At 50.8% G+C, this 17,826-nt stretch carries 16 protein-coding genes; 8 read left to right on the forward strand and 8 right to left on the reverse strand.

Annotation, left to right across the window (positions count from 1 at the left end; translation table 11 throughout):
* Nucleotides 1-147 precede the first annotated feature (147 nt).
* Both BUB30_RS03040 and BUB30_RS03045 read right to left on the reverse strand, forming a co-directional pair.
* Nucleotides 148-657, reverse strand: coding sequence for a group II truncated hemoglobin (locus BUB30_RS03040; RefSeq protein ID WP_073130946.1), 510 nt, complete (start codon nt 655-657; stop codon nt 148-150).
* Between the two features lie 49 nt (nt 658-706).
* On the reverse strand, nt 707-3,088 hold the full coding sequence (locus tag BUB30_RS03045) for an ABC transporter permease (RefSeq protein WP_073130948.1): 2,382 nt from the start codon (nt 3,086-3,088) through the stop codon (nt 707-709).
* Nucleotides 3,089-3,336: 248 nt separating this feature from the next.
* Between BUB30_RS03045 and BUB30_RS03050 the strand changes: the two genes are divergently transcribed.
* The 6 genes from BUB30_RS03050 (at nt 3,337) to BUB30_RS03075 (ending at nt 8,801) form a co-directional block, all read left to right on the forward strand.
* Nucleotides 3,337-3,723 (forward strand): hypothetical protein, encoded by a 387-nt coding sequence (locus BUB30_RS03050; RefSeq protein ID WP_073130950.1) that lies wholly within the window; start codon nt 3,337-3,339, stop codon nt 3,721-3,723.
* Nucleotides 3,724-3,890: 167 nt separating this feature from the next.
* Entirely contained in the window at nt 3,891-5,438 is a 1,548-nt protein-coding gene (locus BUB30_RS03055) for a family 20 glycosylhydrolase (RefSeq protein WP_073130951.1), read from the forward strand.
* Between the two features lie 2 nt (nt 5,439-5,440).
* Nucleotides 5,441-6,349, forward strand: a complete 909-nt coding sequence (locus BUB30_RS03060; protein ID WP_073130953.1) for a Gfo/Idh/MocA family protein — start codon at nt 5,441-5,443, stop codon at nt 6,347-6,349.
* 386 nt (nt 6,350-6,735) lie between these two features.
* Entirely contained in the window at nt 6,736-7,146 is a 411-nt protein-coding gene (locus BUB30_RS03065; RefSeq protein WP_073130954.1) for an RrF2 family transcriptional regulator, read from the forward strand.
* A 70-nt stretch (nt 7,147-7,216) separates the two neighbouring features.
* Nucleotides 7,217-7,870, forward strand: coding sequence for an NAD(P)-dependent oxidoreductase (locus tag BUB30_RS03070; RefSeq protein ID WP_073130956.1), 654 nt, complete (start codon nt 7,217-7,219; stop codon nt 7,868-7,870).
* Nucleotides 7,871-7,940: 70 nt separating this feature from the next.
* Nucleotides 7,941-8,801, forward strand: a complete 861-nt coding sequence (locus BUB30_RS03075; RefSeq protein ID WP_073130958.1) for an alpha/beta fold hydrolase — start codon at nt 7,941-7,943, stop codon at nt 8,799-8,801.
* 2 nt (nt 8,802-8,803) lie between these two features.
* On the opposite strand, the gene BUB30_RS03080 is transcribed toward BUB30_RS03075, so the two are convergent.
* The 6 genes from BUB30_RS03080 to BUB30_RS03105 form a co-directional block, all read right to left on the reverse strand.
* The gene (locus BUB30_RS03080) at nt 8,804-9,214 is read right to left on the reverse strand and encodes a hypothetical protein (protein ID WP_073130960.1); all 411 of its coding nucleotides are present in this window, start codon (nt 9,212-9,214) and stop codon (nt 8,804-8,806) included.
* Nucleotides 9,215-9,460: 246 nt separating this feature from the next.
* Nucleotides 9,461-9,775, reverse strand: coding sequence for a phosphoribosylpyrophosphate synthetase (locus BUB30_RS03085; RefSeq protein WP_073130962.1), 315 nt, complete (start codon nt 9,773-9,775; stop codon nt 9,461-9,463).
* A 118-nt stretch (nt 9,776-9,893) separates the two neighbouring features.
* Complete coding sequence (locus tag BUB30_RS03090; RefSeq protein WP_073130963.1) at nt 9,894-11,378, reverse strand: caspase family protein; 1,485 nt, start codon at nt 11,376-11,378, stop codon at nt 9,894-9,896.
* 30 nt (nt 11,379-11,408) lie between these two features.
* The gene (locus BUB30_RS03095) at nt 11,409-12,323 is read right to left on the reverse strand and encodes a hypothetical protein (RefSeq protein WP_073130965.1); all 915 of its coding nucleotides are present in this window, start codon (nt 12,321-12,323) and stop codon (nt 11,409-11,411) included.
* Nucleotides 12,324-12,396: 73 nt separating this feature from the next.
* Nucleotides 12,397-13,824: a caspase family protein gene (locus BUB30_RS03100; protein ID WP_073130967.1), complete on the reverse strand. Its 1,428-nt coding sequence runs from the start codon at nt 13,822-13,824 to the stop codon at nt 12,397-12,399.
* 415 nt (nt 13,825-14,239) lie between these two features.
* Nucleotides 14,240-14,869, reverse strand: coding sequence for a TetR/AcrR family transcriptional regulator (locus BUB30_RS03105; RefSeq protein ID WP_073130969.1), 630 nt, complete (start codon nt 14,867-14,869; stop codon nt 14,240-14,242).
* A 75-nt stretch (nt 14,870-14,944) separates the two neighbouring features.
* Between BUB30_RS03105 and ggt the strand changes: the two genes are divergently transcribed.
* Both ggt and BUB30_RS03115 read left to right on the forward strand, forming a co-directional pair.
* Nucleotides 14,945-16,636, forward strand: a complete 1,692-nt coding sequence (gene ggt / locus BUB30_RS03110; RefSeq protein ID WP_073130971.1) for a gamma-glutamyltransferase — start codon at nt 14,945-14,947, stop codon at nt 16,634-16,636.
* A 149-nt stretch (nt 16,637-16,785) separates the two neighbouring features.
* Complete coding sequence (locus BUB30_RS03115; protein WP_073130972.1) at nt 16,786-17,826, forward strand: sensor histidine kinase; 1,041 nt, start codon at nt 16,786-16,788, stop codon at nt 17,824-17,826.

Genomic DNA, 17,826 nt, shown 5'->3' on the forward strand with positions numbered 1-17,826 from the left:
AAGTGATTAATCGATGCTCTTGCTGCGCTTTTCAAGGAAGGTTTGCGACATCTTTTATGGCAATATGCCAAAATCAAATTGTAGGTGGCTATTCAAATTTAACCGCCGTCCTTCGCTCAAGCTTCGGCGGGCAAACAGCAAAGGGCATTATTGCTCTTTCTTTCGAAACAACGATCCAACAATTTCATAAGGTCCTTTGACCTCACCCCACCCCCATTCCGGAATATGATCTTCTTTCGTGACGGGGTTCTCCGAGAGCTGTGAATTGCTTATGGCGATGCGGGTCCCCCACTCCAGGTGGGCGACAAATGTCGACCTGAACTCGGGATCGTCGGGTAATCCAATTTCATCCGCACTTTCCAGGAGCAATTGCATCCATTTTTTGCGCTGCGGCTCCGTCAGCATCTTTCCGATGTGCTTGCCCACCATGTGCTTCAAGGCGTCGTCGCCGATTTCTTCGCTGTAGAATTTCGGTCCCTTGAGAACTTCGGCGATAAAGTGGGCCACGTGTTTGGAGTGCTCGGGCGACATGTGTCTAAAAACTTTTTCGAGCAGGTCGTCTTTTAAGACTTTGACATAAAACACTTCGGTCAGTTTTTCAAAGACTCCGACACCTCCAGCCCATTCGTAGGGCGTCGGTATTTTTTTATTTTCCATGGTGATCCGGGGGTATGGCTTATGCGTTCCTTGAATCGTTATTTCCTGCTTATTCCGTTCTCAAGCTATTCATTGGATTGGCCAACGCCGCTTTGAGCGTCTGATAACTCACCGTGAATAACGTTATTAATACAACAAGGATGCTCGTTACAACAAAAATTAGCCATGATATTTCCACACGATATTCATATTGCTCCAGCCATTGGGTGGCTAAATAGTAGGCTAGCGGTGCACCCAATAAAATGGCCACCCCAACAAGACGCATAAAATCGGCGGAAAGCATTCTCCACAAGTTGAATACGGATGCCCCCAACACTTTACGAATGCCTATTTCTTTGGTGCGTTGGCTGGCGGCAAAGGTGGCTAATCCAAAAATGCCCAGGCAGCTGATAAAAATTGTGAGAATAGCAAATACGGTGGCCAACTTGCCAATGCGTTCCTCGCTGTTGAACAGGCGCGCGTAATCTTCATCCTGAAATTTGTATTCAAAGAGAGCTCCCGCATCGAACTTCTTTATGACCGACTCGATCTTTTGCAAGGCTTCATGCGTCCCAACCTGGGCATTCAAGCGGATCGTTATATAGGCGCTGCTTGCATAACTGACAAAGTATACATGTGGTGATTGCTTTGTAAAAGGAGTCCAACGTATCTGGTCTTTTATGACACCGATGATCTCTCTTTCGCGTCCATTAAAGGACAGCTTTTTGCCAATGACATTTTTCGCTGAGATGAGTTTTGCCGCCATTTCATTTATGATCACCGCAGAAGAATCCGCACTGAATTCGCGTGAAAAGTCACGGCCCTCAACGAATTGGAAACCATTTGTTTTTGGAAAGTCGTGACTGCAACTGTTCAGGGCCACCAAGGGTCGTAAGGCCGGGTCTTTTACTTCCCAGGTTAAGGATGCAACGGCAGCCATCCCACCCGTGATGGGGAAATCGGACATGGCCATATTTTCAACGGCGCCCGACGAAAGGAATTCGTTGCGCAGGGAGTTGTAGTTTGCCTTTGCCAGTTCGTCGGTGCGGATGGCAATATGGAGAATACCTTTCCGGTCGAAGCCAACCGGCCGGTCTTTTGCATGTTGAATTTGAAGAAACACAACCATCGTACTAATGATGAGCACAATGGACGTGGTGAACTGGAATATCACCATGACCTTTCGCGGCAAAGCAGCAAAACGGCTTGTTTTAAACGTGCCTTTCAGAACCTTGACGGGGCTGAAAGAAGATAGATACAATGCCGGGTAGCTTCCTGCAAGAAAACCGGTGATCATGATGAACGCCAGGGATATTAAAATGAAATTTGGATCCCTCCACGGGATAGCCATTTTTTTGTCCGCCAATGTATTGAACCACGGCAGTGAAAAGGCCGCCATGGCCAGTGCCCATAAAAAACTAATCGTTACCATCAAGAGCGACTCGCTCAGGAACTGGGCCACCAACTGGTTGCGTGCAGAGCCCATTACTTTCCGGACCCCAACTTCTTTCGAGCGTTTTTCGCTTCGGGCGGTGCTGAGGTTTGTGAAATTTATGCAGGCCAATAGCAGAACAAAAATTCCGATGATGCCAAACATCCATACAAACTTGATTTGGCCACCCACGTTAATGCCATCCTTAAATACGCCATAGAGATGCCATTTTTTCATGGGAAATATAATTCCCTGGGGTTTGATAGATTTCCCGTCGTTCGAAGCTTTTTCATAGAGGACATGTTTTATTTTGGGTTCAACCTGATCGAACAGCGTCTCATTTTTTAAGAGCACGAAACACTGAAATGCATAGCTTTCCCAGTTGTTCAAGGCCTTCCGATTCGTGTCACTGATCGTGAAGTAATATCCCAAGGGCAACAGCATTTTTATATCTGCGAATTCAGAGTTCGTTGGAAAATCTTCGAATACACCCGTGACCACAAGCAGATCGCGATTATCGAACTTTATCATTTTACCAACGGGCGAGTCATCAAACAAAGAAGCTGCCAGTGTTCTGGATAGGAGGATGGAGTGAATATCGGTTAACGCGGCGGTGCCGTCCGTCATCTGAATGGAAAACATGCTGACAAACTGAGGCTCAACAAAAAGACCTGTTTTTGACAATTTTGTTTCATTATTATAGGCAACAATATGTTCTCGCGGCCAGGAGGCCATGGCGGCGTCTTCAAACTCGGCGTAGTTGTTTTTTAATGCCTCACCGATCGGCGCGGGAACATCATTGATGGTCAGGATCTCTTCTCCGAACGTTACATGATGATAAAGCTGCCCCAGGCGATCATGGTTTTTGAATGACTTGTTATAATTCAATTCATCAAAAACCCATAGGCCAATCAGGATGGCAACGGTCATGCCGATGGCGAGCCCACAGATGTTAATAAATGAATATCCTTTGGTTCTGATAATGTTTCGCCAGCCAATCGTAAAGTAGTTCTTAAACATATCTGTGTGATTAGTTGATATCCTTGAGCCTTTAAGATGACAGACCGATCAAAAAAGTTTAACCCGGTTATCCTGAGTCAAGAAGCCGTATTGTACTGATTGCCAATAGGGTAGCTCAATTTGGCCGCGGCATGAAGGTGCCACACCCATTTAAAATATACGTTTGTTAAGCTACCCGACAGAGACAACACGAACATTTTGCTGCTGACAGATAGTCGTTATCTTTCGCACGATTTCGCCTAACTCCCATGCCCCACATTTACACCCTTCGCCAGGATGCTGATGAGATTCTCGTGGTCGACTATACGGGATGTAATGAGGCTCAGATGATGCAACTCGCCACGAAGTTCAGGGAATTGATCCAGACCCGTTCCGAACCGGTGCTGGCCATGGCCATCTTCAACGACCGCACCTACGTTACCCCCACGTTTATGCGACATGCCGAGAAAGAGTCTGGCGCGGTGATGCCTTTGTTGGAGAAGGTCGCGTTCGTCGGGCTATCGACGACCAAGCGGATCATTCTGCAGGGATACAACATCCTGTTCGGAAGAACCTTTCAACCTTTCGAAACACAGGAAGAGGCTATCCGGTATCTGGTGGACCGCAGCCAGTCGGACAAAAAAAGTCCCTACTAGCCGTCCCGGAGAAGCACACGCACACACCGCAACCTTCTTTCATTCTCCGGTGTTTCAGTCGCTCGCGTTTACGTAATCCTTCGCTGATTTTGTTTTGCAAATTATTACATTCGCCGGAAGCTGATCGTGCGCGCGCGTCATCGCGGTATGTAAAAAACCTTTTGATCATGAGAAAAATTTTATCCGCCTTTCTTCTCCTCGTGTGTATCTCGCACGGATCTGCCCAGCAGACCAAGAGCAATGACTTTGTCGTAAAGGGTTTTCACCTGGATCTGCGCATCCAGGTAATGACCCCTCAGGCGTTGCGTGATTTGGCCTTACGGCTGAGTCGCAGCGGCATCAACACATTGGTCATGGAATGGGAAGGCACGTATCCTTTCGAGAAGCATCCGATGATCGCCAACCGGTATGCCTATAGTAAGGAAGAAGTTACGGGTTTTATACGCTATTGTCAGGGCCTCGGGATCGACGTGATCCCCCTGCAGCAAAGCTTTGGTCACGTGGAGTACATTTTGCGTAACCCACGCTACAAAGACCTGCGCGAAGATCAGAAAGACTATTCGCAGGTTTGCCCACTAAAGGAGGATTTGAACCGCGAGCTGTTCAACGACCTGTTTACCGAACTTGTTGCCACACATCCCTCCAAGTATTTTCATATCGGCGGCGACGAAACCTATTTGCTGGGGCATTGCGATCAATGCCGCTTGAAGGCCGAGAAGGAAGGAAAATCCAAGCTCTATATCGATCACATCAAGATGCTGGCGGAGTTGGTGATCCGGTTGGGGAAACGCCCGGTGCTTTGGGCCGACATCGCGTTGAAATATCCCGAGGCTTTAAAGTCGTTGCCCCCACAGACGTTGTTTATCGATTGGAACTACGGATGGGACATGAACCGTTTCGGCGACCATCAAAAGCTGATGGAGAGTGGTTTTGAGATCTGGGGCTCCCCTTCCCTGCGCAGTCATCCCGACAATTACTTTTTGACGCAATGGGAAAAACATTTTAAGAACATCCGCGACTTTGTTCCGGCAGCCCGGAAATTAGGATACACGGGAATGGTGATGACCTCCTGGTCGACTTCCGGCATCTATTCATCGGTTTTTGAGAGCAGCAACGATATCATCGACCTCTATGCCATCCGCCACGTTTACCCACTCACGGGTTTCTCGATATTGCTGGCCGCGTACGCCGAAAGTCTGAAATCAACGGCTCCCCTGGATATTACTGCGTTCGTTCAAAAATACGGAAGCGAGACCTATGGTTTCACCAAAGAGCAGTCCCTTCAATTTTGGAAGGCGCTACGAACGGCGCCCTACGAAATACAACAAGGCGACGTGCAGGCACCAACGACCCTGTCGATCCAAAACGTGCTGGACAGTGCCTCGACAGCAGCCCGCTGGCTTCGCGAACTTCAGCCATCAAAAAACAAAGACGAATTTGAGCACTACCGGCTCATGGCCGACATCCGGGTGTTGTACCTGGACTACCAGCGCATCGAGAAGCAAGTGAACACGGCGGCCTTCAGTCAAAACGATCTTCCGGAGGTTCTGAAAAAATTAAAAAGTATGATCGATCGCTCCGGGGAGCTGAATCAACGGTTCATTGCCTTGAATAAAGCATCTCTTCATCCCGCGGAAATGGAACAGGAAAATGCCTTGCGGATCGACAAGGCGAAACTGCTCTATGCACGGTTATCCAAACAGCGTACACAGTAGCCATGTTAAAAATAGGAATTATCGGGCTGGGGGACATTGCGCTAAAGGCCTATCTGCCGGTGATCTGCACCCGCGACGTTGAGGTTCACCTCTGCACGCGGGATGAAGTACGGCTCCTGCAGATCGGTGCGCAATACCGGCTCAGTCATTTGCATCGTTCGGTGGAATCGCTCATTCAAACCGGTGTTACGGGTGTCTTCGTGCATACGGCTACATCAGCGCATGAGGCTATTGTGGAGCAGCTCTTGTCGCATAACATTCATGTTTATGTTGACAAACCGCTTACGTACCATTACGCTTCCGCGGAAAAACTGATCGGGTTAGCGCGAAGGAACAAGCTACAGCTTCATGTCGGGTTCAACCGGAGGTTTGCGCCGGCGTATCAATATGCCAGCATGCTCCAGCATCCAAACCTCATCGTCCTGCAAAAGAACCGGAGTGCTTTGCCTGGAGAGGTCCGTACATTTGTTTTTGATGACTTTATCCACGTTGTCGATACGCTGCTCTTTTTGTTTCCTCATTCGATTGAGAAAATGATCGTCAACGGCAAAAAGAAAGACGAGCTTTTGTATCACGTCGTTGTGCAGTTCGTTGCTGCTGATGGCACTACGGCGATCGGGATCATGAACCGCGACAGCGGCACGGTGGAAGAACGGTTGGAGGTCGCTAGTCCCGAGGAGAAACGGGTTGTGGTTAATTTAACCGATGTCACCCTCTATCGCGACCGGAACGAAACACGGCTGGTGCGCGACGATTGGGAACCTACATTACGAAAACGCGGCTTTGACCATGCTGTTGATCATTTTTTACAGGCCCTAAGATCCGGCACATCGCATCAAGCACCTCCCCCTGATTTCCTGCTCACCCATCGGATCTGCGAACAGATCGTGGAGCAATTGAAGGAGGTTTGAGTCGTTCAACATGCGAAAGTCCACCCAAGGTCCCCGCTTTCATCTAAAAAAAATTGCATAAAAAAAGGGCTGAATTTGTGATTCAGCCCTATGACTTGGCATTACCTATCTGCATTAAAAATGGGCTAAATTTATCAATTCCCCAAAAAACAGCAGGTGACAGGTCATCAACCAACTGATTATCAGTATATTTTTTTAAATATACTGCCTACCTCCTCACGAAGCCAAACTGGTTTCATAGAAGCAACTGAACCCTACTACCTGGCATCGGATGCTATCCGCCCCAACACGCTAAGATTGCTAATCCTGACTTGCTTAAAAAAAATATTTCAACTTCTGGAACCAAATAAACCCTTACCTTGTACTGTAATAAATAACATTACAGTATGACCAACGGCCGCTTTTCGATCTCCCTCCACATCCTGACCCTGCTGGAGATGCTTTCGGACGAGCTTTTGACATCGGACTATATCGCCGGCAGCATCAACATCAACCCGGTGCTGGTGCGCAAGGAGATCAGCAACCTGAAAAAGCATGGGTTGGTAGAAAGCAAGGAAGGAAAAGCCGGTGGTTATGCGCTGGCCAAACCCGCCCGCCAGATCCGCCTCTCGGATGTTTACCAGGCCGTGCGGCAAGCTCCACTGCTGGGGACGGCCAAAAACTCGCCCAACCCTTCGTGCGTGGTGGGCAAACAGATCAACAAACACCTCGACGCCCTCTATGCCGACGCGGAGGACGTGGTCGTAAAAAAGCTCGGGAAGACAACCCTGGCCGATTTTGCCCGGAAATTTGCCTGAATTTTTTTTGAACAAAACTGTAACAATAATTATTACAATAAACAAAAATCCACAACTAAAACTCAACTTTATGAAAATTGCATTGATCGGCGCTTCCGGATTTGTTGGCTCACACGTGTTGACAGAGGCCCTGCAGCGCGGGCACACGGTGACGGCCATTGTGCGTCATCCCGAAAAAATCACTACGGTGCATCCCCACCTCACCCTAAAAAAAGGTGATATCCTCCGCGACGAGGAAGTAGCCGCCCTTGTAAAAGGTCACGACGCCGTGGTCGGGGCTTACAATCCGGGATGGGGAAATCCGAACATTTACAACGAGTTCCTCGAGGGCTCACAAGCCATTCAACGGGGCGTGAAAAAATCGGGCGTGAAGCGTCTGCTGACAGTTGGTGGGGCGGGTAGCCTCGAAGTGGCGCCCGGTGTGCAACTAGTGGATACTCCTGAATTTCCTGCCGAATACAAAGCCGGCGCCCAGGCCGCCCGCGATTATCTGAACATCCTCAAAAAAGAAGACCAACTGGACTGGACCTTCCTGAGTCCGGCCATCCTGATGCACCCTGGCATCAAAGACGGCCGCACGGGAAAATACCGTACCAACACTAACCAGCCTGTGTTCGACGCCAAGGGCGAGAGCCGGCTTTCGGTGGAAGATCTCAGCGTGGCCATCGTCGACGAGTTGGAGAACAACCGGTTCGTTCGCCAGCGGTTCACCGCAGCATATTAAGACCTGTATTTTTTGTTCTACCCAAAGCGCCTTGGGTTGTTCCAGGGCGCTTTCCTATCCCTCATAAATTATGTCAACCCTTCATTATAAAACCATTGTCATTGACGGAATCTCCGTTTTTTACCGCGAAGCCGGAGATCCCAACCTCCCTACCCTTCTATTGTTGCATGGCTTTCCTTCGTCCTCGCACATGTATCGCGACCTGATCCGCGACCTGGGCGATCGCTATCACATCATCGCCCCTGACTACCCCGGCTTTGGCAACAGCGACATGCCGGCCCGCGAACGCTTTGCCTATACGTTCGACAATCTGTCGGTAGTCATGGAGAAATTTATCGATGCATTGAAGCTTACCCGCTTTGCTCTGTATATGCAGGACTACGGTGCTCCCGTGGGCTATCGCATCGCCGTGCGGCGGCCGGAACTGATCCGCGCCCTGATCCTTCAAAATGGCAATGCCTATGAAGAAGGCCTGGGGCCGGCGATCGATGATGGCAAACGTTTTTGGGCCAACCGGAATGAGGAAACTGAAAATGCGATGCGTGGCGCCCTCACGTTGGATGGAACGAAGTTTCAATATTTTGATGGGGTGGAAGATCCGTCAAAGATCAGCCCGGATGCGTATCTTCATGATCAGTATTTCCTGGACCGTCCGGGAAATGACGCGATCCAATTGGATTTGTTATACGACTACCGGAACAATCTCAAACAATACCCGGCCTGGCATCAATATCTCCGGGAACACCGGCCACCGGCGCTGATTGCGTGGGGAAAGAATGATCAGTTCTTTACCGAAAAGGGAGCACTGGCCTACTTACGCGACCTTCCTGACGCCGAGGTCCATTTGTTGAACACGGGGCATTTTGCCCTGGAGGAATTTCATGGAGAGATCGCGGAATACATCGACGCGTTCCTAACCAAAATCCCTTAACCCTAGCCGCCGATGATGGCGTTGAGGATCTCGGGATTCAAAGCGATGGTGCTTTTATCGACGCCGTAGAAAAGAACATAGGCGCCAAACAAGGCTTCCAGCATTTTACGACGCAGCTCGAGCTTCTTTTGTTGGAGCAACGAGGTTTGCTTCTGGTCGTCTTTGGTGTTGTTTTGCTTGAAGATGAGTTCCCGGTATTCATTGACCATCTGCATCATCGAGTAGTTTGCCCGGGAGGCAGCCAGCGAGAAAAGGTAGTCGTCGTCGAGGACTTTGATCGTGTGGCGGCCTTTGAGGTTGCCGAGGGTTTGCTTCAGATTATTTTTATACACCGTGGTTTGCGAACGTTTCAACTGGGCGTATTCCTCTAGCGAGAATTTTTTGTTTAGATCCAATACTATGTCTTCCATCATGATTTGAATTCGAAATTGTTTTGACGCACCGCTAAAAGGGTTTGTTTTCCGCTACCAAAAGTTTTTGGGAACTTTGTTTAAAAAATATAACCTTTTTCAACCGACGCGGTTAGATGTACAGCATGTGATGATTCACTGCACCTTCTATATAACGCATTAAAGTAAACCGTTGTTCTGATTCGCTCTGAATTATTAAGGCCCAGAGAAAGCGGTAGTCGCAAGGCTACCGTTTTTCGTTTTCTAGGCCTATTGATAGGTCCCACGATCAATCTGCAACTTCTTTATCATATCGGCGCTAATGGACTCCGCATATACGCCATAGGCATCCACCAGCAGCCCTTTTGCCCCGGAAGTGGACGAGACCGCATACAGCACGGCGCTGTCGTCGGGGTTGGTCATGCCTTCGAAGCGATGTACTTCATCGACATGAAACTCTTCGGGCCGGAACTTGACATTCAGGGGTGCACATTCGATCCACTCCGGGTGAAGGTTGAAATCATTGACATACCCCGCCCCTTTCAAGGCGTTGATGGCCTGGGAAAGTGTTTCGAATGTTTTCATATGCGTTAAAGCTATTTATGCCGAGGGGGTTCAAAAATACCCGGATCGCCATCTCCCGGTAGGATTAGTGTAAAGGTAAGACCATTTTTTGTGGCTTTGCAAAAAATCCATGAACGGCTTATCGCGTCTCGGGGAATTTAAAATAGAATTCGCCGATAATGTTAGAGCTATCCCACGTGTTCTGTTTGTTGGCCGAAAGCCGGAGCACACTTTGACGCACTTCCTTGAAAACCTGCTCGATGGTTAGCCCGGGTTTGCGCATGGCTTTAAGCAGTTCCTGGGTATACAGTCCATTGCGGCCTGGCCCGTCCGAGGCGATGGACCCCGGGGCGGTGGCATAGGCGATGAACGACCCGCGGGCGCGCCGCATCTCCATGAGGCCCTGCTCCCCCAGCGAGCGGCTCAAGGCGGGAAATGGGTTGTTGCGGCAAGCATCCAGGATCACGATGTTCATCCGGGAGTTGGAGCGTTCCATGTTGGTCAGGACCATGCGCTGGACGGGAAAGCAATAGCGGGCGATATCGTCCTCGAACTCTATCATGGCATCGATGGGCACCAGGTAGTTTTCGTCGTCGCGCTGCAGACCGTGACCGGCATAGTAGAACAACGACACGGTTTTGTCGCGGTCGCCGGCGTCTACCTTCTCTTTGAACCGGAGCATGGCGGCACGCATTTGTCCATAGGTGGCATTGGTGAGTAATTGCACCTCGAAGTTGGAGTTCTGCAGCTCCTTGGCGAAATCGGTTGCGTCGTTCACGGGATTTTTCAAAACGCCGATGCTCTTGGGATAATTGCCGTTGCCGATCACGAGCGCATACCGTTTTTCATCTTTGTAAAAATCGGCGATCGAGGGTGTTGCCACTACCGGGGGTGGCACCACCACTTTTTCCTGGGTCACCTGGGGTGTGACAGGGGGTAGTGCGGCTTCGTCCTTTTTCGCCACCACGGGTTCTTTTTTTACAGACTCGTCCTTTTTAACCCCAGCGTCTTTCTTCACCCCCGCGGTATTGGTCGTTTGATTGGCGGCTACTCCACCCTCCGCGGTGTTCCGGCCCGCAACACTTTGCTTGTCCAGTTTCTCCAGGTCGCGCCGGATGTCGGCGTTGTTGGGTTGCAGGGCGGCCCCGCTCCTGAGATCGGCAATGGCCAACGGAATTTGCCCAAGCTTGGTGTACATCTGGCTGCGTTCGTAGAGCAACTTCGCTTTCGTTTCGGCATTGGCATCCAACTCGCGGAGCGCACTCGTGTAGGCACCCACGGCCTCTTTGGTGTCGCCGGTCTTGTCGCAGCTTTTGGCCACAAACCAATAGATGTTGCCTTTATTGGGATGGTCGAGCAAAACAGCCTCCTCAAAATCGGCGATGGCGTTTTTGAAATCGTTGGTCTTATAGTAAGAAAGCGCGCGCAGGTAATACACCTCGCCATCCATCGACTTGTCGCGGGTGGACTTGCCAAGGTATTCCGAAAAATTCTTGATGGCGTCGGCATATTGGCCTGACGTGTAGCTGTCGTGGCCTTTCTCGTAGAGCTTGAATTGGGCCGAAGCAGGGTGCATCAGCCCCAGCGTTAGAAATAAAATGATGGTGAGTCTCCCGGTTTTCATCGCGCGTCACATTTCACGTATCCTTCGATCTCAGAAATTATAAGAGGCCCCGAGCTGTACGTTGATCGACGGAAATCCTTTGTTGACCATTGGGAATTTTTCGTCCCCGTAAGCTGTGGTCGTTTTGGCATACGATTGTGTACTGACAAACGACACCGGAAACGTATAGCCAAACGCAGCCTGCAAAAAAAACGAAAACGACTTGGTGGGCATCACCTCTATCCCCGGGCCGATAAAGACGCCACCGGTTACTTTCGTTTCCGATTTCAAAGCATCATAATTTTCCGGTCCCCATTTGCTGTTGTACCCATCGGGGTACCAGGTGTTGTCGCCAAGATTGTAGTACAGGATATCGTCCGCCGTGCTTGCGGTGTTTTGATTGTCTTCGTAGATCTCATAGGTATAACGTTTATCGGAACCATGCACCGCTTTGCGCGAGGATATACTGACAAAGGGTTTCACAAAACCATAGGCTGAGATCTTTGTGTTGTCCTTCACCGGGATGAAATTCAATTTCACATTCACCGATAGCGACGTAAGGCTGAGGTCGCCGCCTTCCAGGTTGAGCACGTAGCCGTAGTCGTATGAAAGCGAAGGAAATGCGTACTTGGTGCGCCATCCGTTAGGGTCGCCGTTACCAATGTAGGCATCACCGCTTTTTGCTGTGGTCACCTCCGGATCGTACATAAAACTTTGATAGGAAACCGAGGGGCCGACGGAGAGGACGCGGTTCAATCTTTTCAGAAAACCCAGCTCGACGTTGAACCCTGTGCTGTAATCACCGATGTTTTTCCCCAGGGTGAAAGAGGGGCCGAAATTGAGAAAGATACCTTTGCTTTTGTCGATCCGTTCACGTTTTACAATGGCACCTTCATCCTGGGCCGAAAGAGAAAGCGCGCATCCTGCCAAAAGGCATGTGCACACGAATCTACTTGCATGATTCATACAGAGGGGGTTTTGATTAAAGCAAACTATATACGCGCACTGCTATACGCCCGCGGGCTCCTACAACTCCGGCTTATTGCAGCTTGAAATAAAATTCTCCAATGATATTCGAACTGTCCCACGTGTACTGCTTGTCGCCCGACAGGCGGAGCACATTCATGCGCACGTCCTTAAACACTTGCTCGATGGTGAGGCTCGGTTTCTTCAGGGCTTTCAGAAGCTCCTGCGTGTAGAGGCCGTTGCGGCCGTCGCCATCGGAGGCCACGGAGCCTGGCGCCGTGGCGTAGGCTATGAACGAGCCACGGGCCCGCTTCATTTCGCCCAGGCCCGAGCCAATGGATCGCGAAGTGGCGGGGAACGGGTTGTTGCGACAGGCATCCAGGATCACGATGTTCATGCGCGAGTTGGAGCGCTCCATGTTGGCCAGCACCATGCGTTGCACAGGGAAACACATGCGGGCGATGTCGTCCTCAAATTTCACATCGGCGTCGATTGGCACCAGGTAGTTCTCGTCCTGGTATTGCACGCCATGGCCGGCGTAGTAGAACAAGCCTACCGTTTGATCGCGCGGTCCGTTGGTGAGCTTTTCATGAAACTTGCGCATCGCCTCGCGCAATTGCACGTAGGTGGCGTTGGTCAGCAGTTGCACCTCAAAATTTGACCGTCTCAATTCAGTCGCCACATCGGTGGCGTCGTTCACGGGGTTCTTGAGGATGCCGATGTCTTTGTTATAGTTGCTGTTGCCGATCACCAGCGCATAGCGTTTTTCATCTTTATACGTGGCCGCGATGGCCGACACTACTTCCGCATTGGCCGCGGGCTGATAGGGCTGGGTCGCCGGCTGTGAGACAGGCTGCGCGGCTTGCTGCTGGCCTTTTACCGCGGGTGTCTCTGTCTTTTTGTTTTGCGCATTGTTCTTCACGATCACCTGCGTTTTGCGGTCCTCGCCAGCGTTACGGGATGATGCGGGGGTACTGGCCAGCGTGGTGCCGGCCACTTCGGGGTTGGAAGGATCCAGCAGCTTGGCCTGGGCCAGGTCCTGGTCGGCGCCTGCCTTGTCGCCGTTGCGGGCCAGGAATTGGGCTCGGTCGGCCAGGATGCGGGCGGTGGTCTTTTTGTTGTTTTGGGCAGCGTCGAGGGCGTCTTTGTAGAGGGATATGGCCTCTGTTTTCTTGCCGAGTTTATCGGAGCAGCGGGCTTTATACCAGTAAATTACGCCTTTATTATAGGGGTTGAGCGTGAGGCAGTGGTCCAGGTCGCTCAGCGACTCACTGTATTTGTCGACGTGGAAATAAGATTGGCCGCGATAGAAATAGAGGTCCTCGTCGAAGCGTTTATCGTGGGAAGGCTTTGCGAGCAGGGCGGAAAATTTGTCGATCACCTCCTGGTATTCCTTGTTGCGGAATTGGGCCACCCCGGCATCAAATTCTTTGGAGTCCTGGGCCTGGCACAGGGTGACGGCCCATATGAAAACACACAGACTAGACAAGATCTGTTTCATACGATCAATAGTAGGTTATATCAAAGGTAGTTATACGGCAAAAATTAATGAACCGTTTCTCAAAAGAGTTATCGCACCCGTAATGCAAAAAGTGGTATTTTTAGGCGATTTGGAATCCATGAGAAGACTATTCCTACTTTTTTTCGTCACACTCACCCTTTGTATGTCTGCCTGCAGCCCCAAGTCCGGATCAACCACTTCCGTGGTAAAGCCCAAATATCACCACCGTTGGTACGACCGTAAAAAGGACCGCCATACCAAGCGCACCAAAACCATTAGAATGAAAAGTTAGCCCTCCTTCGCTAAAGCTTCGGCGGGCAAAGCCCCCTAATCGCTAAAGCTTCGGCGGGCAAAGCCCTCACCGTTAAGGCTTCGGAGAACCGCCGGCTTCGTTAAAGTGGCGAGGAGTTAAAAATCACGCAATTCCCTTCATCAAAAGGTCCACATTCTTCCGAAAAAACGGCTTTAGCGGACTCTGCTGCCCCAGGTGCGCCATTACGATGCCCCCGATGAATACAGACATGATGAGATTGGTGATCTCGCGGGTGTGAATAAATTTGGTGATCTCCTTCCGGAAAATGGCCTCCAGCGTAAATTTCTCAAACATCTGGTCGGTCGACATGATCTCGACGGAAGTGATATTGGTGATCTCCGGGAAAAGCAGCTTCTTTTCTTCCGGCTTCACGGGAAAGGGTTTGGGTGGGCGTTTGAAATCCGACAGGTATCCCATCAGGCTCAGCCAAAGACCGGGGTGTTCTTCGCAGCCTTCACTCAGTTTATCAAATAGGTAATAGATCCCTACCAAGCCTTCCTTGGGTTTCTGGGCCAGCTCCACTGAACGGGTGAGGCACCAAACGCGGAAATAGTATAAGAGGATATCTTCCTTTTGAGGGAAGTATTTGAACAAGGTAACTTTTGAGATCTTCACCTTCGCACAAATATCTTCCACATACAAATCGTCAAATGATTTTCTGCCTATTAATCTCAAGGTGTGGTCAAGCACGTGCACCTTCAATCGAGCGGCCTTTTCTTTTCGCAGGCTCATGTACTATGCTTAATAAGTTTTTTATAAAGTTTCTCTGGAATTAATACTTTTATAACGACTAAACCAATAGCCCCAATGATGAATCGCGTATTTCCGCTTTTACTTGCCATAACACTGGTTGCCTGTAATCCGGCAACTCGAAAGGAAAGCATAAACGGACGCGTCACCGACTCCGCTATGGTGGTCTGTGCTCACCCTTTGGCGGCCCAAATCGGCACCGCTATTTTGCGCAAGGGCGGCCATGCCGTTGACGCCGCCATTGCTACCCAACTTGCGCTGGCCGTGGTCTACCCTGCTGCCGGCAACCTGGGCGGTGGCGGCTTCTTGTTGCTACGCGAACACGACGGCGCGTTGGCTGCACTCGACTATCGCGAAATGGCGCCCGGCTCGGCAGCCACCACCATGTACCTGGACGAGAGTGGCAACATCATCAATGGCCTTAGCTCGAAAGGACACCGCTCGCACGGCGTGCCTGGAACGGTTGCCGGTCTCATCGCCGCGCATGCCAAATACGGCAAGCTCCCCTGGAAAGAACTGGTCGAACCTGCGATTGCTCTTGCGTTGAATGGGTTTGTCCTCACCCCAAAAGAAGCGCACGGTCTGAACTCCATCCAACAGGACTTAAAGGAAAACAACTCCAGACCTCCTTTGTTTTTTCTGAAGGACAACTGGCAGGCTGGCGACAGCCTGGTCCTCACGGACCTGGGCCACACCCTGGAACGCATCCGCGACCTTGGCGCAGCCGGTTTCTATGAAGGCCCCACGGCCGACAGCATCGTGGCCGAAATGAAACGCGGTGGCGGCCTCATCACACACGACGACCTGAAAGGCTACAAGGCCATCTGGCGCACGCCCCTCACGGGGACGTATAAAGACTACAAGATCATCTCTATGCCACCGCCGTCCAGCGGTGGGGTGGCATTGTTGCAACTCCTCAAATCGGTGGAGCCCTACCCCATCAACGACTGGGGGCATAACACGGCTAAGACGATCCACCTGATGACCGAAGCAGAACGACGTGCCTATGCGGATCGCTCCGTATACCTGGGCGACCCGGATTTCTACAACGTGCCTGTGGGCCGGCTTACCGACAAACTCTACATCGATCAGCGCATGCGCGACTACGATCCCGAACATGCCACACCCAGCGGCAAAATAAAAGAAGGCATGATCGCTACGGTAGAATCCGAGCAGACCACGCACCTTTCCATCGTCGATGCACAGGGCAATGCGGTGTCGGTAACGACCACGCTCAACGACAGCTATGGCTCTAAAGTGGTGGTCGGCGGTGCAGGCTTTCTGCTCAACGATGAGATGGACGACTTCAGCATCAAACCGGGCGTGCCCAACATGTATGGTGCCATCGGCGGCGAAGCCAACAAGATCGAGCCTGGCAAACGCATGCTTAGCTCCATGACACCCACTATCGTTGAAAAAGATGGAAAACTTTTCATGGTCGTCGGCACACCCGGTGGCACAACGATCATCACCTCAGTCTTTCAAATCATTGTCGACGTGCTCGACCATCGCATGACCATGCAGGAAGCCGTGGCCGCCAAGCGGTTCCACAGTCAATGGCTCCCCGACACCATCTCGATCGAACGCAATGCCATGCTTTCGGACGACAGTCTTACCTTGGTAAAGATGGGCCACTTTTTCCGGGGGCGTGGCGGAATCGGCCGTGTAGATGCCATCCTGGTACTCCCCAATGGTAAACTCGAAGGCGGCGCGGACCCCCGCGGCGACGACACCGCCGATGGGTACTGAGTCATTCAGGGGGCGATGAGCGAAGTTGGTCCGGGAGAGACGGCCCTCGGGGCACCCCGGAAGTACATCCCCTTTGTTTCCCGTATTTTTACCCACGCAATCCACTGTCCGGATGACCGTGATTTGATCATACTTTTAAAGCAAACGCCTTGCTAAAACGGAGACTCGATTGGCTGCTGCAGAACCGCATTTTACAACACCTCTTATTCTGGGTTTGTCATGTGGTCTTTTACGCTGTGTTGTACGGTAGCTTTGCCGATACGTACAAACAGAATTTTATTGAAGAACTGGAGTATCTGCCGGTAAAGATCATCTTCACCTATTTCACATTGTACTTCCTGCTGCCGCGTTATTTGCTGCCGGGAAAATACGGGATGTTCTTTATCTGGCTTGTCGGCTCTTCTTTCCTCGCAGGGATCGTTCAGCGGTATGTCGCGTTCAACTTTGACTATCCATATTATTACCCGGAAGCGCTCAACGATCCGTTCTTTTATTTTGCCAAGATCGTGAAGATGGTGGCGTCGATCTACCCGGTCACATTTTTTGCCGTGGCCATCAAGCTGCTAAAATATTGGTATGCCAACCAACAGGCACAGCAAATTCTGACGAAGGAGAAACTGGAAGCGGAGTTGAAATTTTTGAAGACACAGATCCATCCGCATTTCCTGTTCAACACGCTCAATAATCTTTATGCACTGACGTTGAAAAAATCGGACAAGGCGCCCGATACCGTGTTGAAACTTTCGGAGTTGATCAACTACATGCTGTATGAGTGCACCAGCGAACACGTGCTGCTCAGCAAAGAACTCAAGTTCATTCACAACTACATCCACATTGAACAAATGCGGCACGGCGACAAACTGGATATCGACGTGCGGGTGAACGGCGAATTGAACGACCGCAAGATCGCGCCGCTCATTTTGTTGCCGTTCGTGGAGAACAGTTTTAAACACGGCGCAAGCGAGGAGTTGCAACACGCGTGGGTGAAGATCAGTGTCGACATTCAGCCGACGGTCACCGTCATCAAAGTGGAGAACAACAAGGCGTCCCTGAACGGTGTGGCACGCAAGCCCGGCATCGGCATCCAGAATGTCCGCCGGAGGCTGGACCTGCTTTATCCGGGGCTTCATGATCTGAAAATTATCAATGGCGAGGAAACTTTCCTGGTCATTCTCACGATTCAGCAATAA

The sequence above is a fragment of the Chryseolinea serpens genome (genome assembly GCF_900129725.1).
Lineage (GTDB): Bacteria > Bacteroidota > Bacteroidia > Cytophagales > Cyclobacteriaceae > Chryseolinea > Chryseolinea serpens.